We start from the raw sequence: 14464 nt of genomic DNA, 5'->3' as shown, positions 1-14464 counted from the left end.
CATCAATATCCGGCGCTCAGCTGAACTGCGACGGAAAAGGAATGGTCAGCGACTTTACCAAATCAAGGGCTTGTTTGTAATATGCTGGCAGTTTCCCGTTAACAGATGGAGCTCAGATGAGCCAATCCCCCCTGGTCAAAGATTCAGTCAGCGGTGCAGACTACTTCCTGCGCGGCTTTTCGCTCATCCGCCAACCCGGCATCCGCACCTACGTGCTGATCCCCCTGCTGGTCAACGTGGTGCTGTTTGCCGGCGCCTTCTATGCCCTGTTGCTGCAGCTCGACGGCCTGTTCGGCTGGCTGCATCAGCAGATCCCGGCCTGGCTCGGCTGGCTCGACTACCTGCTGTGGCCCATCGCCCTGGTCACCATACTGGTGGTGTTCTCCTTCATCTTCAGCTCGGTGACCAACTGGATCGCCGCCCCCTTCAATGGCCTGCTGGCGGAGAAGGTGGAGCAGATCCTGACCGGTGAGGCGGTGAGCGACACCGGCATGCTGGATGTGGTCAAGGATGTGCCGCGCACCTTCGGCCGCGAGTGGACCAAGCTGAAGTACTACCTGCCCAAGGCCATCGGCTGCCTCATCCTGTTCCTCATCCCGGTGGTGGGGCAGACCCTGGCGCCCGTGCTCTGGTTCCTGTTCAGCGCCTGGATGATGGCGATCCAGTACGTGGATTATCCATTCGACAACCACAAGATCGACTTCATCACCATGCGCGATGCCCTCAAGCAACGCCGCGGCAAGTGCCTGAGCTTCGGCGCCCTGGTCACCCTCTTCTCCGCCATTCCGGTGGTCAACCTGTTCGTGATGCCGGTCGCCATCTGCGGCGCCACCGCCATGTGGGTGGATCAATACCGCAACGAACAGCTCCGCCGCTAAGCAGCGGTCTGCCATAACTAAAAACGGGGGCATAGGCCCCCTTTTCATTACTTATTCTAATGCAAATGTGAGAGTTCTTGTCGTGCCAGAGCAGGCTTGTTAGGATGCGGGCCTTTCTCGCACCCTGGGATAACTCATGTTACATGCTCTCTTCTTGCTCGGCCTGGTGGCCGAAGGGATGACTGGCGCGCTGGCGGCGGGTCGGCGGCGGATGGATCTGTTTGGTGTGGTGATCATCGCGTCGGCGACGGCCATCGGCGGTGGCACCATCCGGGATGTGCTGCTGGGGCACTATCCCCTGCTCTGGGTGGAGCATCCCGAATATGTGCTGCTAGTGGCGGGGGCGGCCATGGCGGGGGTCATCTCGGCACCGCTGATGCGCTATCTCGGCAAGCTGTTCCTGGCGCTCGATGCGCTGGGGCTGGTGGTGTTCTCCATCTTTGGCGCGGCCCGGGCGCTGGAGATGGGCCACGGGGCCGGTATCGCCTGCATCATGGCCGTGGTGACCGGCGTCTTCGGCGGTGTGCTGCGGGATCTCCTGTGCCAGCGCATCCCACTGGTGTTCAAGCGCGAGCTCTACGCCGCCGTCTCCCTGGTGACGGCCGCCCTCTACTGCTTCGCGCTGGCCCAGGGCCTGCCCAATGACTGGGCCGCCTTCGGGGCTATCGGCATCGGCTTCGTGCTGCGGCTGCTGGCGGTGCGCTTCAAGTGGGGGCTGCCCACCTTCAATTATCAATATGCCACTCACTGAGTGCGCCAGCTCCTGACCATACTGAGTTTATTATCACCAACAAAAAAGCGCCTTCCGGCGCTTCTTTGTTGGTGACGACGACACAAGACTGACTCAGTTGATCCCTTCCGAACTGAAGAACGTCGCTTTGTCGGCGATGAAGCGGATCTTGATATTCTTGCCCTCCCCTCCCCAGACGCAGCTGGTGGTGCCCAGCTTGTCGTCACAACTCTCGGCCTTGCCGAGGATGCTGCTCGCCTCGGTATAGCTGATCCCCATCTTCAACTTGTCGTAGTTCTCCCGGTTCAGCTTGCTGCACCCGGTCAACAGCAGGGCGATCAGCCCCCCGATCAAAATCTGCTTCATTTATTTCTCCTCTGGATAGTGTCCAGAGCCTAGCAGCTCGGGGGCCCTCTGTGCCAACCCTGCCCCGCGGCGCATCAACCCGGAATCCCCTGTTGGCGAGCAGCGAACGGCAGAGCCGAACCGCCAGTTACCAGCTGCGCACCGGGCCTGTGTCGAGGTGCACGAAGTTGTCAGACGGGTAGTAACCCACACCGCCGACCTTGAGATTCAGGGCCGCCTTGCGCAGATGTGCCAGTTGCACGCCGGGGATGCGCACGTCCACCGCCTGACCCAGAGTGTGATAGCTGTGTTTGGCGACGCCACGGCTGCGCTGCCGCTTCTGGCGATTGGTGGCCGGTGAGCGGTAGCCCGAGATGAGCTGGATTTCGCCCTGGCGGCCCAGCCTGTGCTGCAACAGAAACAGCTGATCGAACAGCTTCTTGTCGATGTTGAACACTTCGTTGCGACGGTAGTCGCGGAAAATATGATTGAGTTCGGCCAGGCCATCGCTCAGATAACGGCCATTCTCCCAATAGCTGGTGCGTACCCGCTCGCCGGTATTGAGGTTGAAGAAGCTGAGTTCACGCCCCGAGGTACTGCGGCTCGCCATGGCCGGGAACGACAGCAGGCTGGCCCCCATCAGGCAACCGGCGCCCAGCAGCAGACGGCGTCGGCTTATCTCTTGTTCCAGCATCCGTTGTCCGTCCATTCCAGAGTGAAGTAACAGTGGTGAATGAAAATGATACAGAGGCCGAAACTACCCGCCGAGAAAAGCCCTGTCAAACCGCAAACGCCCATAGAAAAGCCCGGCATGAGCCGGGCTTTTCACTCTGTGGCAGGGATCACAACAAGCGACTCTGAAAGCTTGCTCGATCGAATCCGTAGATGTCGTTGCGCAGTTGCTGGCGACCCTCTTCGTCGATCCAGCTGCTCCAGTAGACGGTGAACACCGGGATCGGCGTGGTCAGGGGCAGCCACTTGGTCTCGCTCTCTTTCAGGATGTTGGCGACCTTGTCCGGCTGATAACGGGAATCCGCCAGCAGCAGTTCGGCGAGATCGTCCGCATGTTCGACCCGGATGCAACCGGAGCTGAAGGCCCGCGCCCCCTGCTCGAACAGCGCCTTGCCCGGCGTCGAGTGCAGATAGATGGCATCGTTGTTGGGCAGATAGAACTTGTAGCGCCCCAGGGCGTTGTGATCGCCGGGCTTTTGCCGCAACCGGTAAGGGAAGCCAGACGCCAGCGCCTGATGCCAGCCATCTTCGCTGAACTGCACCGGGTTGCCCTCGCCGTCGATCACCTCGAACTGCTCCCGATTGAGGTAGGCAGGATCCCGTCCCAGCTTGGGCAGAATGTCCTTGCTCAGGATGGAGCGCGGCACATGCCAGGCAGGGTTGAGCACTATGGAGCGGATCTCGCTGGCGAGGATGGGGGTGGCCCGCTGCTCCTTGCCGACGATGACGCGACTGGTGAAGACCTCGCTGCCGGACTCCACCACGCTCAGGCGGTAATCCGGGATGTTGACCAGCACATAGCGGCCGGCGAGATGATCCACCAGATCCCGGCGCCACAGGTTGCGCAGCAGCAGGCTGGCACGCACCTCTGGGCCTGTGTTGAGCCAGGAGCGGGTCTGACGGCCTATGATGCCGTCGGCGGTCAGGCCGTGGCGACGCTGGAACTGCTTGATGGCCTGTTCGGTGTCCGCATCATAGGTGGCGTCCTGATGGGTGGGGGCGCCATCCCCCAGCTCGTTGAGGATGGAGCGGATCTGGCCGAGCTCGGTCGAGCTCTCCCCGGCACGCAGGGTCGGCATGTCCAGGTTGGGCCAGTGCTTGGCCATGGGCATCGCCAGCAGCTTGCCCACCTCCTCGCGCACGGCCTCATATTCGGCGACCTGGGGCCTGAGTTGCTTGACCTGATCCAGCAGGTTGTCACCAACCGGCTCGTGGGCCAGGGGCTTGGTCAGATCGAGCTTGAGGGTCTGCATCTGCTCGCGGGCAACCAGATCCATGGCACGCCAAGCCTGCTGGAAACGGGCCAGCTTGCCAAAGGCCTCGTCGTAGAGGGCGCCGCGCCGATCGGCAGGGGCCTTCTGCAACTGCTGCCAGAGTCGGTAGAAGTCCGGGTGCAGCTGGGCGAGCACTGCCTCCTGCAGCTGACGCTCCAGCTCCAGGCGCGCCTGCTGGGCCGTGCTGTTCTGATACCAGTCGTGCTGGATGCTGGGACTGGCCACCACCATCTGTTCCGTGCTGGCCTGGGCCATGCCCGCCGGCCAGCAGCCCAACCAGATAAGGTTTGCCAATGCCCACCAATACTTCTTACCCATGCTTACCTCAAATCGGTTCACTTCGGCCTGTCAGGCGCCACGGTCAGATGCCCATGATGCGTGAATGCCGGCGACTTTGCTAGCGGGCGGGCGCGTAACGACGCCAGATGAGCGCGTGCTCATCACTCTTGCCAACCGCCTCGATCGCCTGGTTGAAGCGCTGCACAAAGTCGCTCGGCAGGGTCTTCTTGCTCAACATGAAATAGGTTGGCGTCTCATAGACCCGCATGACATGGGGGACTATGCCTTCCGCCAGCCCTTCTCTCTTCAGACCCCAGGGAGTGGCAAGAATATCCCCGAGGAAACCATCGACCCGCCCCAGCAACAGCTTGCGATAATTTTGCGCATCGTTGACCTCGCTCACCTGCTCTCGATGGCGCTGCAGCAGCCCGGCAATCTCGGCGCCGTAGTAATAGTCCTTGGTCACCCCCAGTTTGTATCCTCTGGCCAGCCAGCTGGCCAGGTCCTGCTCGGCATAGCTGTCGGACTTGCGCACCCAGAGCGCGCTGCGGCCCGGGTTGTAGGCAGTGGAGAACCAGGCGTAACGCGCCCTGTCATCGTAGAAATAGGCTTCCATGGCGATGTCCAGCCGGCCCTGTGCCAAGTCCTGCAGCACCCGTTTCCAGGGGCGCTCGACATAGACCAGGCGACACCCCAACCGGGTCGCCACCGCGTTGAGATAATCGACCGAGAAGCCGTGCAGGCGCCGACGCTCACCGTCCTGCTGGTAATAGTGATAGGGTGGCCAGTTGTCGAAGCCGACGCGCAAGGGCGTGGCACAACCCGAGCGGGCCCACGCCAGCTGGGCAGGCAACAGGCAGAGCAGGCAGAGAAAGAGCAGCCTCATGGATCATCCTTGACGATGGGACGCGCCATCTTAGATCTGCGCAGGACAAATGGCGACAGATCCTGCCACAGCAATGAGCAATATCAGTCATTTGCCTGATGAGGCCCCCTTTTGACGTGGGGGCGGTCATGAGCCAGATGCGGGGGCACAGGCCCCGATGGCGAGGATAAAGGGAGGCCGTCGGCGACATTTGGAGCGTGGGGGAAAAGGGGTTAATATCTGAGCGAATATATTTTTGTGATCCACTATGCTTTTTTTGCAATTGGATTAGCATATGCGCGAAATCAGCCTACCCATCCGTCAGGCATCGAGTGAGTGATATGACCTATAAAAAGTTCGGTTTTCTGGCTGCCATCATGGCATTGAGTGGTTTTTACCTCTACACCCTCTACCTGGCCGCTCACCCCAACGTGAGCCTGGCTTACAAGCTCTATTACCTGGAAGGCAAGACCCGCTTCTGGGAGCACAACTCCAGCATGACCTACCAGCCGGGTAACGAACTCAACCTCACCAAGCCGAGCCGCTTCCTCTCCAGCGAAGGCTGGGCCAAGAAGCCGAACGCCGAAGGCACCGAACTCAGCGGCCAGGGTGGCCTCTATTTCGTGCTGCCCAAGCACCAGGCACAACCCGGGCAGGTGACCATCCAGGCCAGGATCAACAGCCCGGAGGCGGGCACCCTGCTCAAGGTCGCACTGGGTCACGACATCACCACCACAGTCAAGCTGGCCAAGGCGGGCATCAACGAGATCCGGCTCAACCTGCCCGGCGAATCGCTGACCGCCGATCCCAAGCACCCCAACTTCCTGGCCCTGTCCGCACCGACACCGCTCAACGTCCAGTCGGTACGTCTGACCGTCGCCCAGTGAATCTAAAAATATAAGACTTTGTTTTATAACACCATTTTCCAATAAGGAAGTTCCCATGTCGCATGCCGATTTTCGACTCTCTCTGGTCGTTCCCGTTTATAACGAGGAAGAGAGCATAGACGCCTTCATCAGCGCGATAGACAACGAGCTGGCCCCGCTCAAGGATCAGCTTGAGATAGTGTTCGTCAACGACGGCAGCCGCGACCGCACCCGTGAGGTGGTCGAGCAGGCCATCGCCCGCGACCCCCGCGTCACCCTGGTCAACCTGGCCCGCAACTTCGGCAAAGAGGCCGCCATGACCGCCGGCCTGCATCAGGCCAAGGGCGATGCCATAGTGCCGATGGACGTGGATCTGCAGGATCCCCCCGCCCTCATCCTGGAATTCGTCAAGCTGTGGCAGACCGGCGACTACGACACCGTCTTCGGCATCCGGGTCGATCGCAGCGCAGACACCCCGATGAAACGCCTCACCGCCGGCGGTTTCTACCGTTTCTTCAACGCCCTCTCCACCAGCACCAAGCTGCCGGAGAACGCCGGTGACTTCCGCCTGATCGATCGCAAGGTGGTCGAGGCGCTCAAGCAACTGCCCGAGCGCAACCGCTTCATGAAGGGGCTCTTCGCCTGGGCCGGTTTCCGCGCCGTCGGCGTCCCCTACGAGCGTCCCGCCCGCCACGCCGGTGAGACCAAGTTCAACTACTGGAAGCTGTGGAACTTCGCCCTCGACGGCCTGCTCAGCTTCTCCAGCTGGCCGCTGCGGGTATGGAGCTACGTCGGGGTCGGCGTCTCCCTGATCGCCTTCCTCTACATCCTCAAGATCATCACCCAGGTGCTGTTCTTTGGCATCGATGTGCCCGGTTACGCCTCACTGATGTCGGTGATGCTGTTCCTCGGTGGCATCCAGCTACTCTCCCTCGGCATCATCGGCGAGTACATTGGCCGCATGTTCGTCGAGGTGAAGCAGCGCCCTGTCTACCTCATCGAAGGTGTGTACGGCCAGTATGCCAAGCAGGATGAAGCACAACCACAGGACGGCGCGGCCACCGACAGCAAGAAGAGCGCCGGCAAGAAGGCGGCCACAGTGAAGGCCGCTGACGACCAGCAGGAGCAAGCGCCTCAATGATCTCCCGCGAGGAATTCTGGCGTCTGGTTCGTTTCGGTTTCGTCGGCGGGGGGGCTACCCTCGTCGATCTTGGCACCTCGATCGCGCTGTTTCGCACCTGGCCCACCATCTCGGAGCACCTGGTCACCACGCTCGCATTTGCGGTGGCCTTCTGGTTCTCCTTCTTCGGCCATCGCTACATCACCTTCCAGAAACAGGGGGCGGCCGGCAAGTTCCTGCTGGTGGCACTCTTCTCGCTGGTGGTGCGTAACCTGCTGCTCTCCGGCCTGCTGCTGGCGGGCCTCTCCGGCCTGCTCCCCGTGGTAATCGCCACCCTGGCGGTCACAGTTCTCACCTACCTCCTCTCCAGGATCTGGGTATTTGCCTGATGAATGACATGACAATTCCGACCCCCGACACCGCGGGCCCCTACCGCCCCTCCCTGCGGATCAGCAACCGTGACTGGCTGATGATCATCGCCGCTTTCGTGCTAAGCCGGGCCGCCCTCTACGGCATGGGTTACTTCGGCGTCCAGCTCTACGGCACGGCCCCCATAGGTCCGCTGCAGGCTTACTGCCAGTTCGACTGCGTCTGGTTCCAGCGCATCATCGAGAACGGCTATGACCTCTATCCGCGCTGGCTCAGCAAGGGCAACGCGGCGAACTGGGCCTTCATGCCGCTCTACCCCATGCTCGCCGGCGGCCTCGCCAGCCTGCTCAACATCGAGAGCCTGATCGGCCTGATGCTGGTGGCCAACATCGCCTTCTTCATCAGCCTGCCGCTGATGCTGCTGGTGCTGCGCCAGCTCAAGCTCGGTGACGAGACCGCCCGCTTCGGGGTCTGGCTGCTGGCCTTCTCCCCCTTCTCCGCCTACTTCGTCTCCGGCTATACCGAGCCCATGTTCATGGCGCTGATGCTGGGCATGTTCCTGTTTGCCTACCGCGAGCAGTGGCTGATGGTGGCCTTCCTCGGCGTCCTCATCTCCGGCACCCGCAACCTGGGGGTGATGATGGTGTTCCCGGTGTTGATCCTGGCGCTGCAGGCCTATGGCTGGCGCGAGTTCTTCCGCTTCACCGAGCGAGCCTTCAAGGTGGTGTTCACCCTCTGGCTCATTCCGTTCGGCCTGTTCGCCTACATGGTCTATCTCTACCACCTCACCGGGGACGCGCTCGCCTTCAAGCACATCCAGGTGGCCTGGGGCCGCTACATGGACAGCCCCCTCGACTGGTGGCTCAGTGGCTTCGAGCTGGGCGGCCGCAAGGCCTACCTCTCCATCATGGTGATCTTCGGCTGGTGCCTGAACGGCTATCTGTTCAGCCAGAAGCGCTGGGCCGAGGCAACCCTGATGTTCATCTGCTGCACCATACCGCTGATGACCGGGCTCAATGCCATGCCGCGCTACATGTTCGGCCTCTACCCGACCCTGCTGGCCATCGTACTGCTGACCCATCGCTGGCCGGCCATCCGCCCGGCGGTGCTCTGCGTCAGCGGCATGGTCGCCTCCTTCATCGCGGTGGCCTTCGTCAACTTCAAGTTCTTTACCGTCTGACGCGGGCTCGCCTGCAGGCGAGCAGCCCCACCTGAACATGCCGGTCGACTGACCGGCATTTTTTTGGCCCCCGTCCGGGGGCCTGCACGGCAGCCATCACACTTTGCTCTGCTTGAAAACGTAACCATTTGAACTGACCTCACAAATCGGGATTTTACCGATCCAGACCCGCCGCCTTGCCCCCTAGAATGAGCTCCTCAACGGAATCCGCTCACCCAGCTCAAGGAATGGCTTATGCGTCCCTCTCTTCGCCTCGATCGCAGCCTCTCGCCCCTGTGGCTCGCCGTGCTGGCCACGCCACTGTTCGCCAGCCAGGCGCTGGCCGCACCGGCGCTGCACCTCTATGTGGATGGCGAGCCGGTGGCCGAGACGCTGGCACTGGACGAGGGCACCGTCAGCCTGACTCACACCTTAAGCAAGGGCAGTCACCAGATCCGCATCAGCGACGCAAACAACAGCTGCGGCACCAGCTTCGGCCCGAGCGAGAACCAGCCACTCCCCTTCGGCACCGCCCAACCCATGGACAAGTGCGCCAAGGATCAAAGCTTTAGCCTGCGGGTGATGCTGGCGGGGGACTACGAGTTCACCTTCAACCCGGCGACCCCCAGCCTCAAGGTGCTGCGGGCGACCAAGAAGAGCGAGTTCAAGCGCCAGCCCCCCGAGGAGCCCTGCATCGCCTGGGATGGCGGCCCTGTCACCGTGTCGCTCAAGGGCGTCTGGCCGGATGGCACCCGGCTACGGGATGCCTACTCAAAACAGGAGGCTGTGGTCAAGGGCGGCAAGCTGACGCTAACGCCATCGAAAGAGAGCGGCGGCTTGCTGCTGCTCGAGCCCATAGCGGCGCCCAAGCCCGAGCCCTTCAGCTGGGATCAGGCCAGCGTCTACTTCCTGCTGACCGACCGCTTCCACAACGGCGATCCCGCCAACGATCACAGCTTCGGTCGCCAGAAAGACGGTCAGGACGAGGTCGCCACCTGGCACGGCGGCGACTTCAAGGGCTTGACCGAGAAGCTCGATTACATCAAGTCCCTCGGCATGAACGCCATCTGGATCACCCCCATGGTGGAGCAGGTGCACGGCTTCATCGGCGGCGGCGAACAGGGCAACTTTCCCTTCTACGCCTACCACGGCTACTGGGCGCTGGATTTCACCAAGATAGACCCCAACTACGGCGACGAGGAGAGCCTGAAGACCCTGGTGGACGAGGCCCACAAGCGCGGCATGCGCATCATCCTCGATGTGGTGATGAACCACGCCGGCTACGCCACCCTGGCGGATCTGCAGGATCTGGGGCTCGACAGCCTGACCCAGAACACGGGGAAATTGCCGGCCCGCTGGAACGAGTGGCGCCCGAGCGGTGGCCTCGACTGGCATGGCTACAACCAGTTTATCGATTACCAGTCCCCGAACTGGAACCAGTGGTGGGGGCCTGACTGGGTGCGCGCCGGCCTGCCAGGTTACCCGCAACCCAGCACCGACGATGTGACCGGCTCGGTGGCTGGGCTGCCGGACTTCCTGACCGAATCGACCAAGTCGGTGGGGTTGCCCCCCCTGCTCGCGGCGAAGAAGGACAGCCTGGCCAGGGCGCTGCCCGATGCCACGGTCAGCGATTACCTGATCGCCTGGCACACCGACTGGGTGCGGCGTTTTGGCATCGACGGCTTCAGGGCCGACACCGTCAAGCACCTGGAGCCGGCAGTGTGGGCCAGGCTCAAGCAGGCGGGCACGGCGGCGCTCAAGGAGTGGAAGGCCGCCAACCCGGCCAAGGCCCTCGACAACCTGCCGTTCTACATGGTGGGCGAGGTGTGGGATCACGGGGTGGCCAAGGACTTCTGGTACCGACACGGTTTCGACTCCCTGATCAACTTCGACTACCAGCGCGAGTTCGCCCTGCCCCAGGCCCAGTGCATGGCGGCGGCCGAGCCGACCTATGCCGGCTACGCCAGCCGCATCAATCAGGATCCGGAGTTCAACGTGCTGAGTTACATCAGCTCCCACGATACCAAGCTGTTCTTCGGCGACTATCGGGACGTGCCGCTGCAGCGCCGGGTGGCCAACAGCTTTATGCTGCTGCCGGGCGGCATCCAGCTCTACTACGGCGACGAGTCCGGCCGCGATCTCGCCAAGGATGGTGGCGTCTTTGACCAGAGCGTGCGCTCTGACATGAACTGGCAGGAGCTGGGGAGCGGCGACAAGGCCGAGCTGGTCAAGCACTGGCAGCACCTCGGCCAGTTCCGCGCCGCCCATCCGGCGGTGGCGGCGGGCAGCCACCAGAAGCTGTCCGATGCACCCTACAGCTTCGTGCGAGAAAAAGGCGCCGACAAGGTGGTGGTGGTGTTTGCCGGCCGGCAGCCATAACCCGGCCCGCACCAGACAAACGAGAGGGGAGCCAGTGGCTCCCCTCTCTCATTGCGCAGGCCCCTTCACCTCATGCCAGCTGCCGGGCGATGGCCGGCCACTGCAGCCGCGCCTTGACCAGCTGCGCCTGCCACAGGGGCCAGGCCAGCAGGGCCTGCTGATAGGCGCCGGCCTGGCCGGGCAGCTGGATACCATAGCTCGCCAGCCGGTAGGCCATCACCGCGTAGAAGGCGTCGATGATCCCCGCCTCCTCGAAATAGAAGGTGCCCCTCGCCTGGGACCAGAGCGTCTGCAGCCTGGCCAGCTCGCCTATGGTCTCCACCGGCGGCTCGCACTGGGTCGGCGCCCCCAGGAAGAAGGGCAGGCGGCTGCGGATCTGGCCAAAGCCCGAGTGCAGCTCGGCGCACAGGCTGCGGGCCAGGGCGCGCTCGGCCCTATCCTGCGGGTAGAGCTGCCGTTCCGGGCACAGCTCATGCAGGTATTCGGCGATGGCCAGGGAGTCGTGTATCCGCAGCTCGCCATCATCCAGCCAGGGCACCAACCCGGTCGGCGAGACCCGCTTCAACCGCTGCAGCGCCTTGGCATCCTCCAGATCGAACACCTGCTCCTGCCACTCCAGCCCGCTCATGGTGAGCACCAGTGCCGCCCGCATCGCCCAGGTGGAGCCCGTGCCCACCGTCAGTACCAAGGATCCCATTCATTGCCTCCTGCTTGGGTTGTTGATGCCATGGATCGGCCCCGTTGGCACGACATCCCATGGTCGCCTCACATTTGCACCGCTGCGGGTTTGACCCCCCACAGGAGCAGTGCTAGTTTGATTTTTCAAAACAATCAGTTAGCAATAATGTGAGCAATGGACAGCCAATTTACCATCGTCATCGCAGATGACCACCCCCTGTTTCGGGGCGCCCTCTATCAAGCGGTGCACATGGCCATCGACGAGGCCCGACTGCTGGAGGCCGACTCCATCGACAGCCTGACCCAGCTGCTGGGAGAACACCCCGAGGTGGATCTGCTGCTGCTCGATCTCAAGATGCCGGGAGCCAACGGATTCGAAGGGCTCGCCTACCTGCGTGGCCAATACCCGGATCTGCCGATCGTCGTGGTGTCCGCCTCGGAGGATCCTGCCATCATCCAGCAGGTGCTGCGCCTCGGCGCCCTCGGCTTCATCCCCAAGTCCGTCCCCATGAAGGAGCTGGTCAGCGCCCTCAATACGGTGATCGGAGGCGATAACTGGGTGCCGGAGGGGATCTCCCTGCGGCCCGAGTCCGAGGATGGCCCCGACTTCGCCAGCAAGCTGGCCAGCCTCACGCCCCAGCAGTACAAGGTGCTGATCATGCTGCGCGACGGCAGCCTCAACAAGCAGATCGCCTGGGAGCTCAAGGTCTCCGAGGCCACCATCAAGGCCCACATCACCGCCATCTTCCGCAAGCTCGGTGTCAAGAACCGCACCCAGGCGGTCATCGCCCTGCAGCAGATGGGCATCAAGGACGACTGAGCCGGCGCCATATCACGACCTACCTTCCGCAAGCTCGGCGTCAAGAACCGCACTCAGGCGGTCATCGCCCTGCAACAGATGGGCATCAAGGACGACTGAGCCGGCGGCCACCGGCCCCATATCACGACCAACCTTCCGCAAGCTCGGCGTCAAGAACCGTACCCAGACGGTCATCGCCCTGCAGCAGATGGGCATCAAGGACGACTGAGCCCGAGCGGCCGAGCGCCTTCCGCCGGTTTGTGGCTCGACAAATAGTACGATCGTACTTTATGCTGCAGACAACAGTGAGGATCCGCCGATGAGCAAGGGCCGTTTGACCCGCGAGAACATTTTGCAGACCGCCTTCGAACAGGCCAGCCAGCAAGGGCTGGAGAGCCTGACCATCGGCTCCCTCGCCAGCCTGTGCGAGATGTCCAAGAGCGGCCTGTTCGCCCATTTTCAATCCCGCGACAACCTGCAGATCGCCGTGCTGGGCTATTCCGCCGAGGTGTTCAGGGAGCGGGTGATCCAGCCGGTGCGCCGGCAGCAGCATCAGACCCAGCAGGAGAAGCTGACCGCCCTGCTCCACGCCTGGCTGGCCTGGAACCAGAGTTTTGCCGGCCGCTGCATGTTCCTCGACGCCTGGACCTCGGCCCAGGAGGGGGAGGTGCAGCAGGCGGCCCGCCAGCTGGTGCGCTTCTGGCTCGACTACCTGGCTCGCCAGGTGGTGCAGGGCCAGGCCCAGGGCGAGTGGCGCAGGGATCTGGATCCCTGGCGCGCCGTCTACCGGCTCTATGGCCTCTATCTCGGGGATCAGGTGTTCAATGCGCTGGATTTGTGTCAGGATCCGGCCCGCCACTTCTGGCCCGAGGTGGAGAGTCTGCTGCTGAGCTGGCGCTGATTTTCAGTTTTCCTTTTAAAAACCGATAAAAAAGCACGACCGTTCGCACATAAAAACGACAGGATGACCATGAGCAGCAAGATCTATTTCAACACCCGCCGTTTCAGCCCGAGCAAGCTGTTGCTGGGGCTCAGCACCCGATTGCACCACGTGCTGGCCCCCGCCCACGCCAGGCGTACCGCCAGCAAGCTGTTGCTGACCCCGCAACGACCCAGCAGCGAGACAGATGCACCGGCCGGGCTGGTGCAACAGGCGGTGCACACCCGCGAAGGGGCGCTGATGAGCTATCGGCTCGGCCAGGGGCCGGTCTGGCTACTGATGCACGGCTGGTCCGGCAGCGCCAGCCAGTTCTACCCGCTGATGGCCCATATAGCCGCCCAGGGCTTCACGGCGCTGGCCTACGATCACCCGGCCCACGGCCAGAGCGACGGCCACACCGGTCACCTGCCCAGGTTCGTGCGCGCCTTCGACGAGCTGCTCGAGCGGTTCGGCCCCATCGAGGGGGTCATCACCCACAGCATGGGCGGCGCCGTCACCCTCGCCAGCCAGCATCCCGCCCTCGACAGGCTGCCGCTGCTGCTGATCTCCCCCGTGCTCGACTACGTGCCCCAGCTCTATGGCATGGTGGCGCGCTCCGGCTACTCCATCCGGCTGTTCGATGCGGTGGTGAAAGAGATAGAGCAGGAATACCAGCATCCCCTCAGCACGGTCGATCCCCTCGGCCGGCTCGCCAGTCGCGCCGGCCATGCCCTCATCGTCCACGACGAGGAGGACAGGTTCGCCCCCCATAAGGACTCGCTGCGCGCGGCGCAGGATGGCCGCACCCGGCTGGTGAGCACCCGTGGCCTCGGCCACGGCCGCATCCTCGCCAGCCCCCCGGTATTCGCCGCCTTCGATCGGCTGACCCAGCCCCAGGGCGCCGCCTGATACCGCCTGGAACTGGCCGCCTCAAAAAATGATGAGGCGGCCATTTTTATATTTGATACAGCGGCTTATAGTTGAATTGCTCGGTGGTAAAACGCGCAGATGGCAACAACAAGGCGCAACATCATGCTCAGACCCGCCCATGGTGGCTGCTTGCCGGCAACAA

Annotated in this window: 15 protein-coding genes and 1 pseudogene; 11 read left to right on the top strand and 5 right to left on the bottom strand. The window is 62.7% G+C overall.

Features of this window, described 5'->3' with window-relative positions; translation table 11 throughout:
- Window positions 1-116 precede the first annotated feature (116 nt).
- Both cysZ and AACW18_RS10015 read left to right on the top strand, forming a co-directional pair.
- The gene (gene cysZ / locus AACW18_RS10020; RefSeq protein WP_042654024.1) at window positions 117-878 is read left to right on the top strand and encodes a sulfate transporter CysZ; all 762 of its coding nucleotides are present in this window, start codon (window positions 117-119) and stop codon (window positions 876-878) included.
- 136 nt (window positions 879-1014) lie between these two features.
- Complete coding sequence (locus tag AACW18_RS10015) at window positions 1015-1629, top strand: trimeric intracellular cation channel family protein (RefSeq protein WP_042654025.1); 615 nt, start codon at window positions 1015-1017, stop codon at window positions 1627-1629.
- Window positions 1630-1722: 93 nt separating this feature from the next.
- Here AACW18_RS10015 and AACW18_RS10010 read toward each other — a convergent pair whose 3' ends face one another.
- From AACW18_RS10010 to AACW18_RS09995, 4 genes are all read right to left on the bottom strand, one after another.
- On the bottom strand, window positions 1723-1974 hold the full coding sequence (locus tag AACW18_RS10010; RefSeq protein ID WP_042654026.1) for a hypothetical protein: 252 nt from the start codon (window positions 1972-1974) through the stop codon (window positions 1723-1725).
- A 127-nt stretch (window positions 1975-2101) separates the two neighbouring features.
- The gene (locus tag AACW18_RS10005; RefSeq protein WP_042654027.1) at window positions 2102-2647 is read right to left on the bottom strand and encodes a YcbK family protein; all 546 of its coding nucleotides are present in this window, start codon (window positions 2645-2647) and stop codon (window positions 2102-2104) included.
- Window positions 2648-2795: 148 nt separating this feature from the next.
- Window positions 2796-4277: a L,D-transpeptidase family protein gene (locus tag AACW18_RS10000; protein WP_218388545.1), complete on the bottom strand. Its 1482-nt coding sequence runs from the start codon at window positions 4275-4277 to the stop codon at window positions 2796-2798.
- Between the two features lie 79 nt (window positions 4278-4356).
- Window positions 4357-5124, bottom strand: coding sequence for a substrate-binding periplasmic protein (locus AACW18_RS09995; RefSeq protein ID WP_218388544.1), 768 nt, complete (start codon window positions 5122-5124; stop codon window positions 4357-4359).
- Window positions 5125-5444: 320 nt separating this feature from the next.
- On the opposite strand from AACW18_RS09995, the gene AACW18_RS09990 reads away from it, so the two are divergent.
- The 5 genes from AACW18_RS09990 to AACW18_RS09970 all read left to right on the top strand — a co-directional run bounded on the left by AACW18_RS09990 (window position 5445) and on the right by AACW18_RS09970 (window position 10996).
- On the top strand, window positions 5445-5990 hold the full coding sequence (locus tag AACW18_RS09990; RefSeq protein ID WP_042654030.1) for a hypothetical protein: 546 nt from the start codon (window positions 5445-5447) through the stop codon (window positions 5988-5990).
- A gap of 55 nt (window positions 5991-6045) precedes the next feature.
- On the top strand, window positions 6046-7110 hold the full coding sequence (locus AACW18_RS09985; protein ID WP_218388543.1) for a glycosyltransferase family 2 protein: 1065 nt from the start codon (window positions 6046-6048) through the stop codon (window positions 7108-7110).
- Window positions 7107-7478, top strand: coding sequence for a GtrA family protein (locus AACW18_RS09980; protein WP_042654032.1), 372 nt, complete (start codon window positions 7107-7109; stop codon window positions 7476-7478). The genes AACW18_RS09985 and AACW18_RS09980 overlap by 4 nt, the downstream gene beginning before the upstream one ends.
- On the top strand, window positions 7478-8638 hold the full coding sequence (locus AACW18_RS09975; protein WP_042654033.1) for a membrane protein: 1161 nt from the start codon (window positions 7478-7480) through the stop codon (window positions 8636-8638). Before AACW18_RS09980 ends, AACW18_RS09975 begins: the two co-directional genes overlap by 1 nt.
- A 234-nt stretch (window positions 8639-8872) precedes the next feature.
- Window positions 8873-10996 (top strand): alpha-amylase, encoded by a 2124-nt coding sequence (locus tag AACW18_RS09970; RefSeq protein ID WP_218388542.1) that lies wholly within the window; start codon window positions 8873-8875, stop codon window positions 10994-10996.
- Between the two features lie 70 nt (window positions 10997-11066).
- Here the strand turns inward: AACW18_RS09970 and AACW18_RS09965 are convergent, their stop codons facing one another.
- Entirely contained in the window at window positions 11067-11693 is a 627-nt protein-coding gene (locus AACW18_RS09965; RefSeq protein ID WP_218388541.1) for a glutathione S-transferase, read from the bottom strand.
- 156 nt (window positions 11694-11849) lie between these two features.
- On the opposite strand from AACW18_RS09965, the gene AACW18_RS09960 reads away from it, so the two are divergent.
- The 4 genes and pseudogenes from AACW18_RS09960 to AACW18_RS09945 all read left to right on the top strand — a co-directional run bounded on the left by AACW18_RS09960 (window position 11850) and on the right by AACW18_RS09945 (window position 14301).
- Window positions 11850-12494 carry a response regulator transcription factor gene (locus AACW18_RS09960; RefSeq protein WP_042654036.1) on the top strand — a complete coding sequence of 215 codons (645 nt, stop codon included), beginning with the start codon at window positions 11850-11852 and terminating at the stop codon, window positions 12492-12494.
- 24 nt (window positions 12495-12518) lie between these two features.
- Window positions 12519-12593: pseudogene (locus tag AACW18_RS21500) on the top strand (DNA-binding response regulator); the annotation flags it as partial.
- A 199-nt stretch (window positions 12594-12792) separates the two neighbouring features.
- Complete coding sequence (locus tag AACW18_RS09950; protein WP_218388540.1) at window positions 12793-13374, top strand: TetR/AcrR family transcriptional regulator; 582 nt, start codon at window positions 12793-12795, stop codon at window positions 13372-13374.
- A gap of 69 nt (window positions 13375-13443) precedes the next feature.
- Window positions 13444-14301, top strand: a complete 858-nt coding sequence (locus AACW18_RS09945; protein WP_218388539.1) for an alpha/beta hydrolase — start codon at window positions 13444-13446, stop codon at window positions 14299-14301.
- The last annotated feature ends 163 nt before the right edge of the window (window positions 14302-14464 follow it).

The organism is Aeromonas sp. sia0103 (assembly GCF_963895295.1).
Taxonomy (GTDB): Bacteria; Pseudomonadota; Gammaproteobacteria; order Enterobacterales; family Aeromonadaceae; genus Aeromonas; species Aeromonas encheleia.
This window is presented reverse-complemented; position numbering and strand designations above follow the sequence as displayed.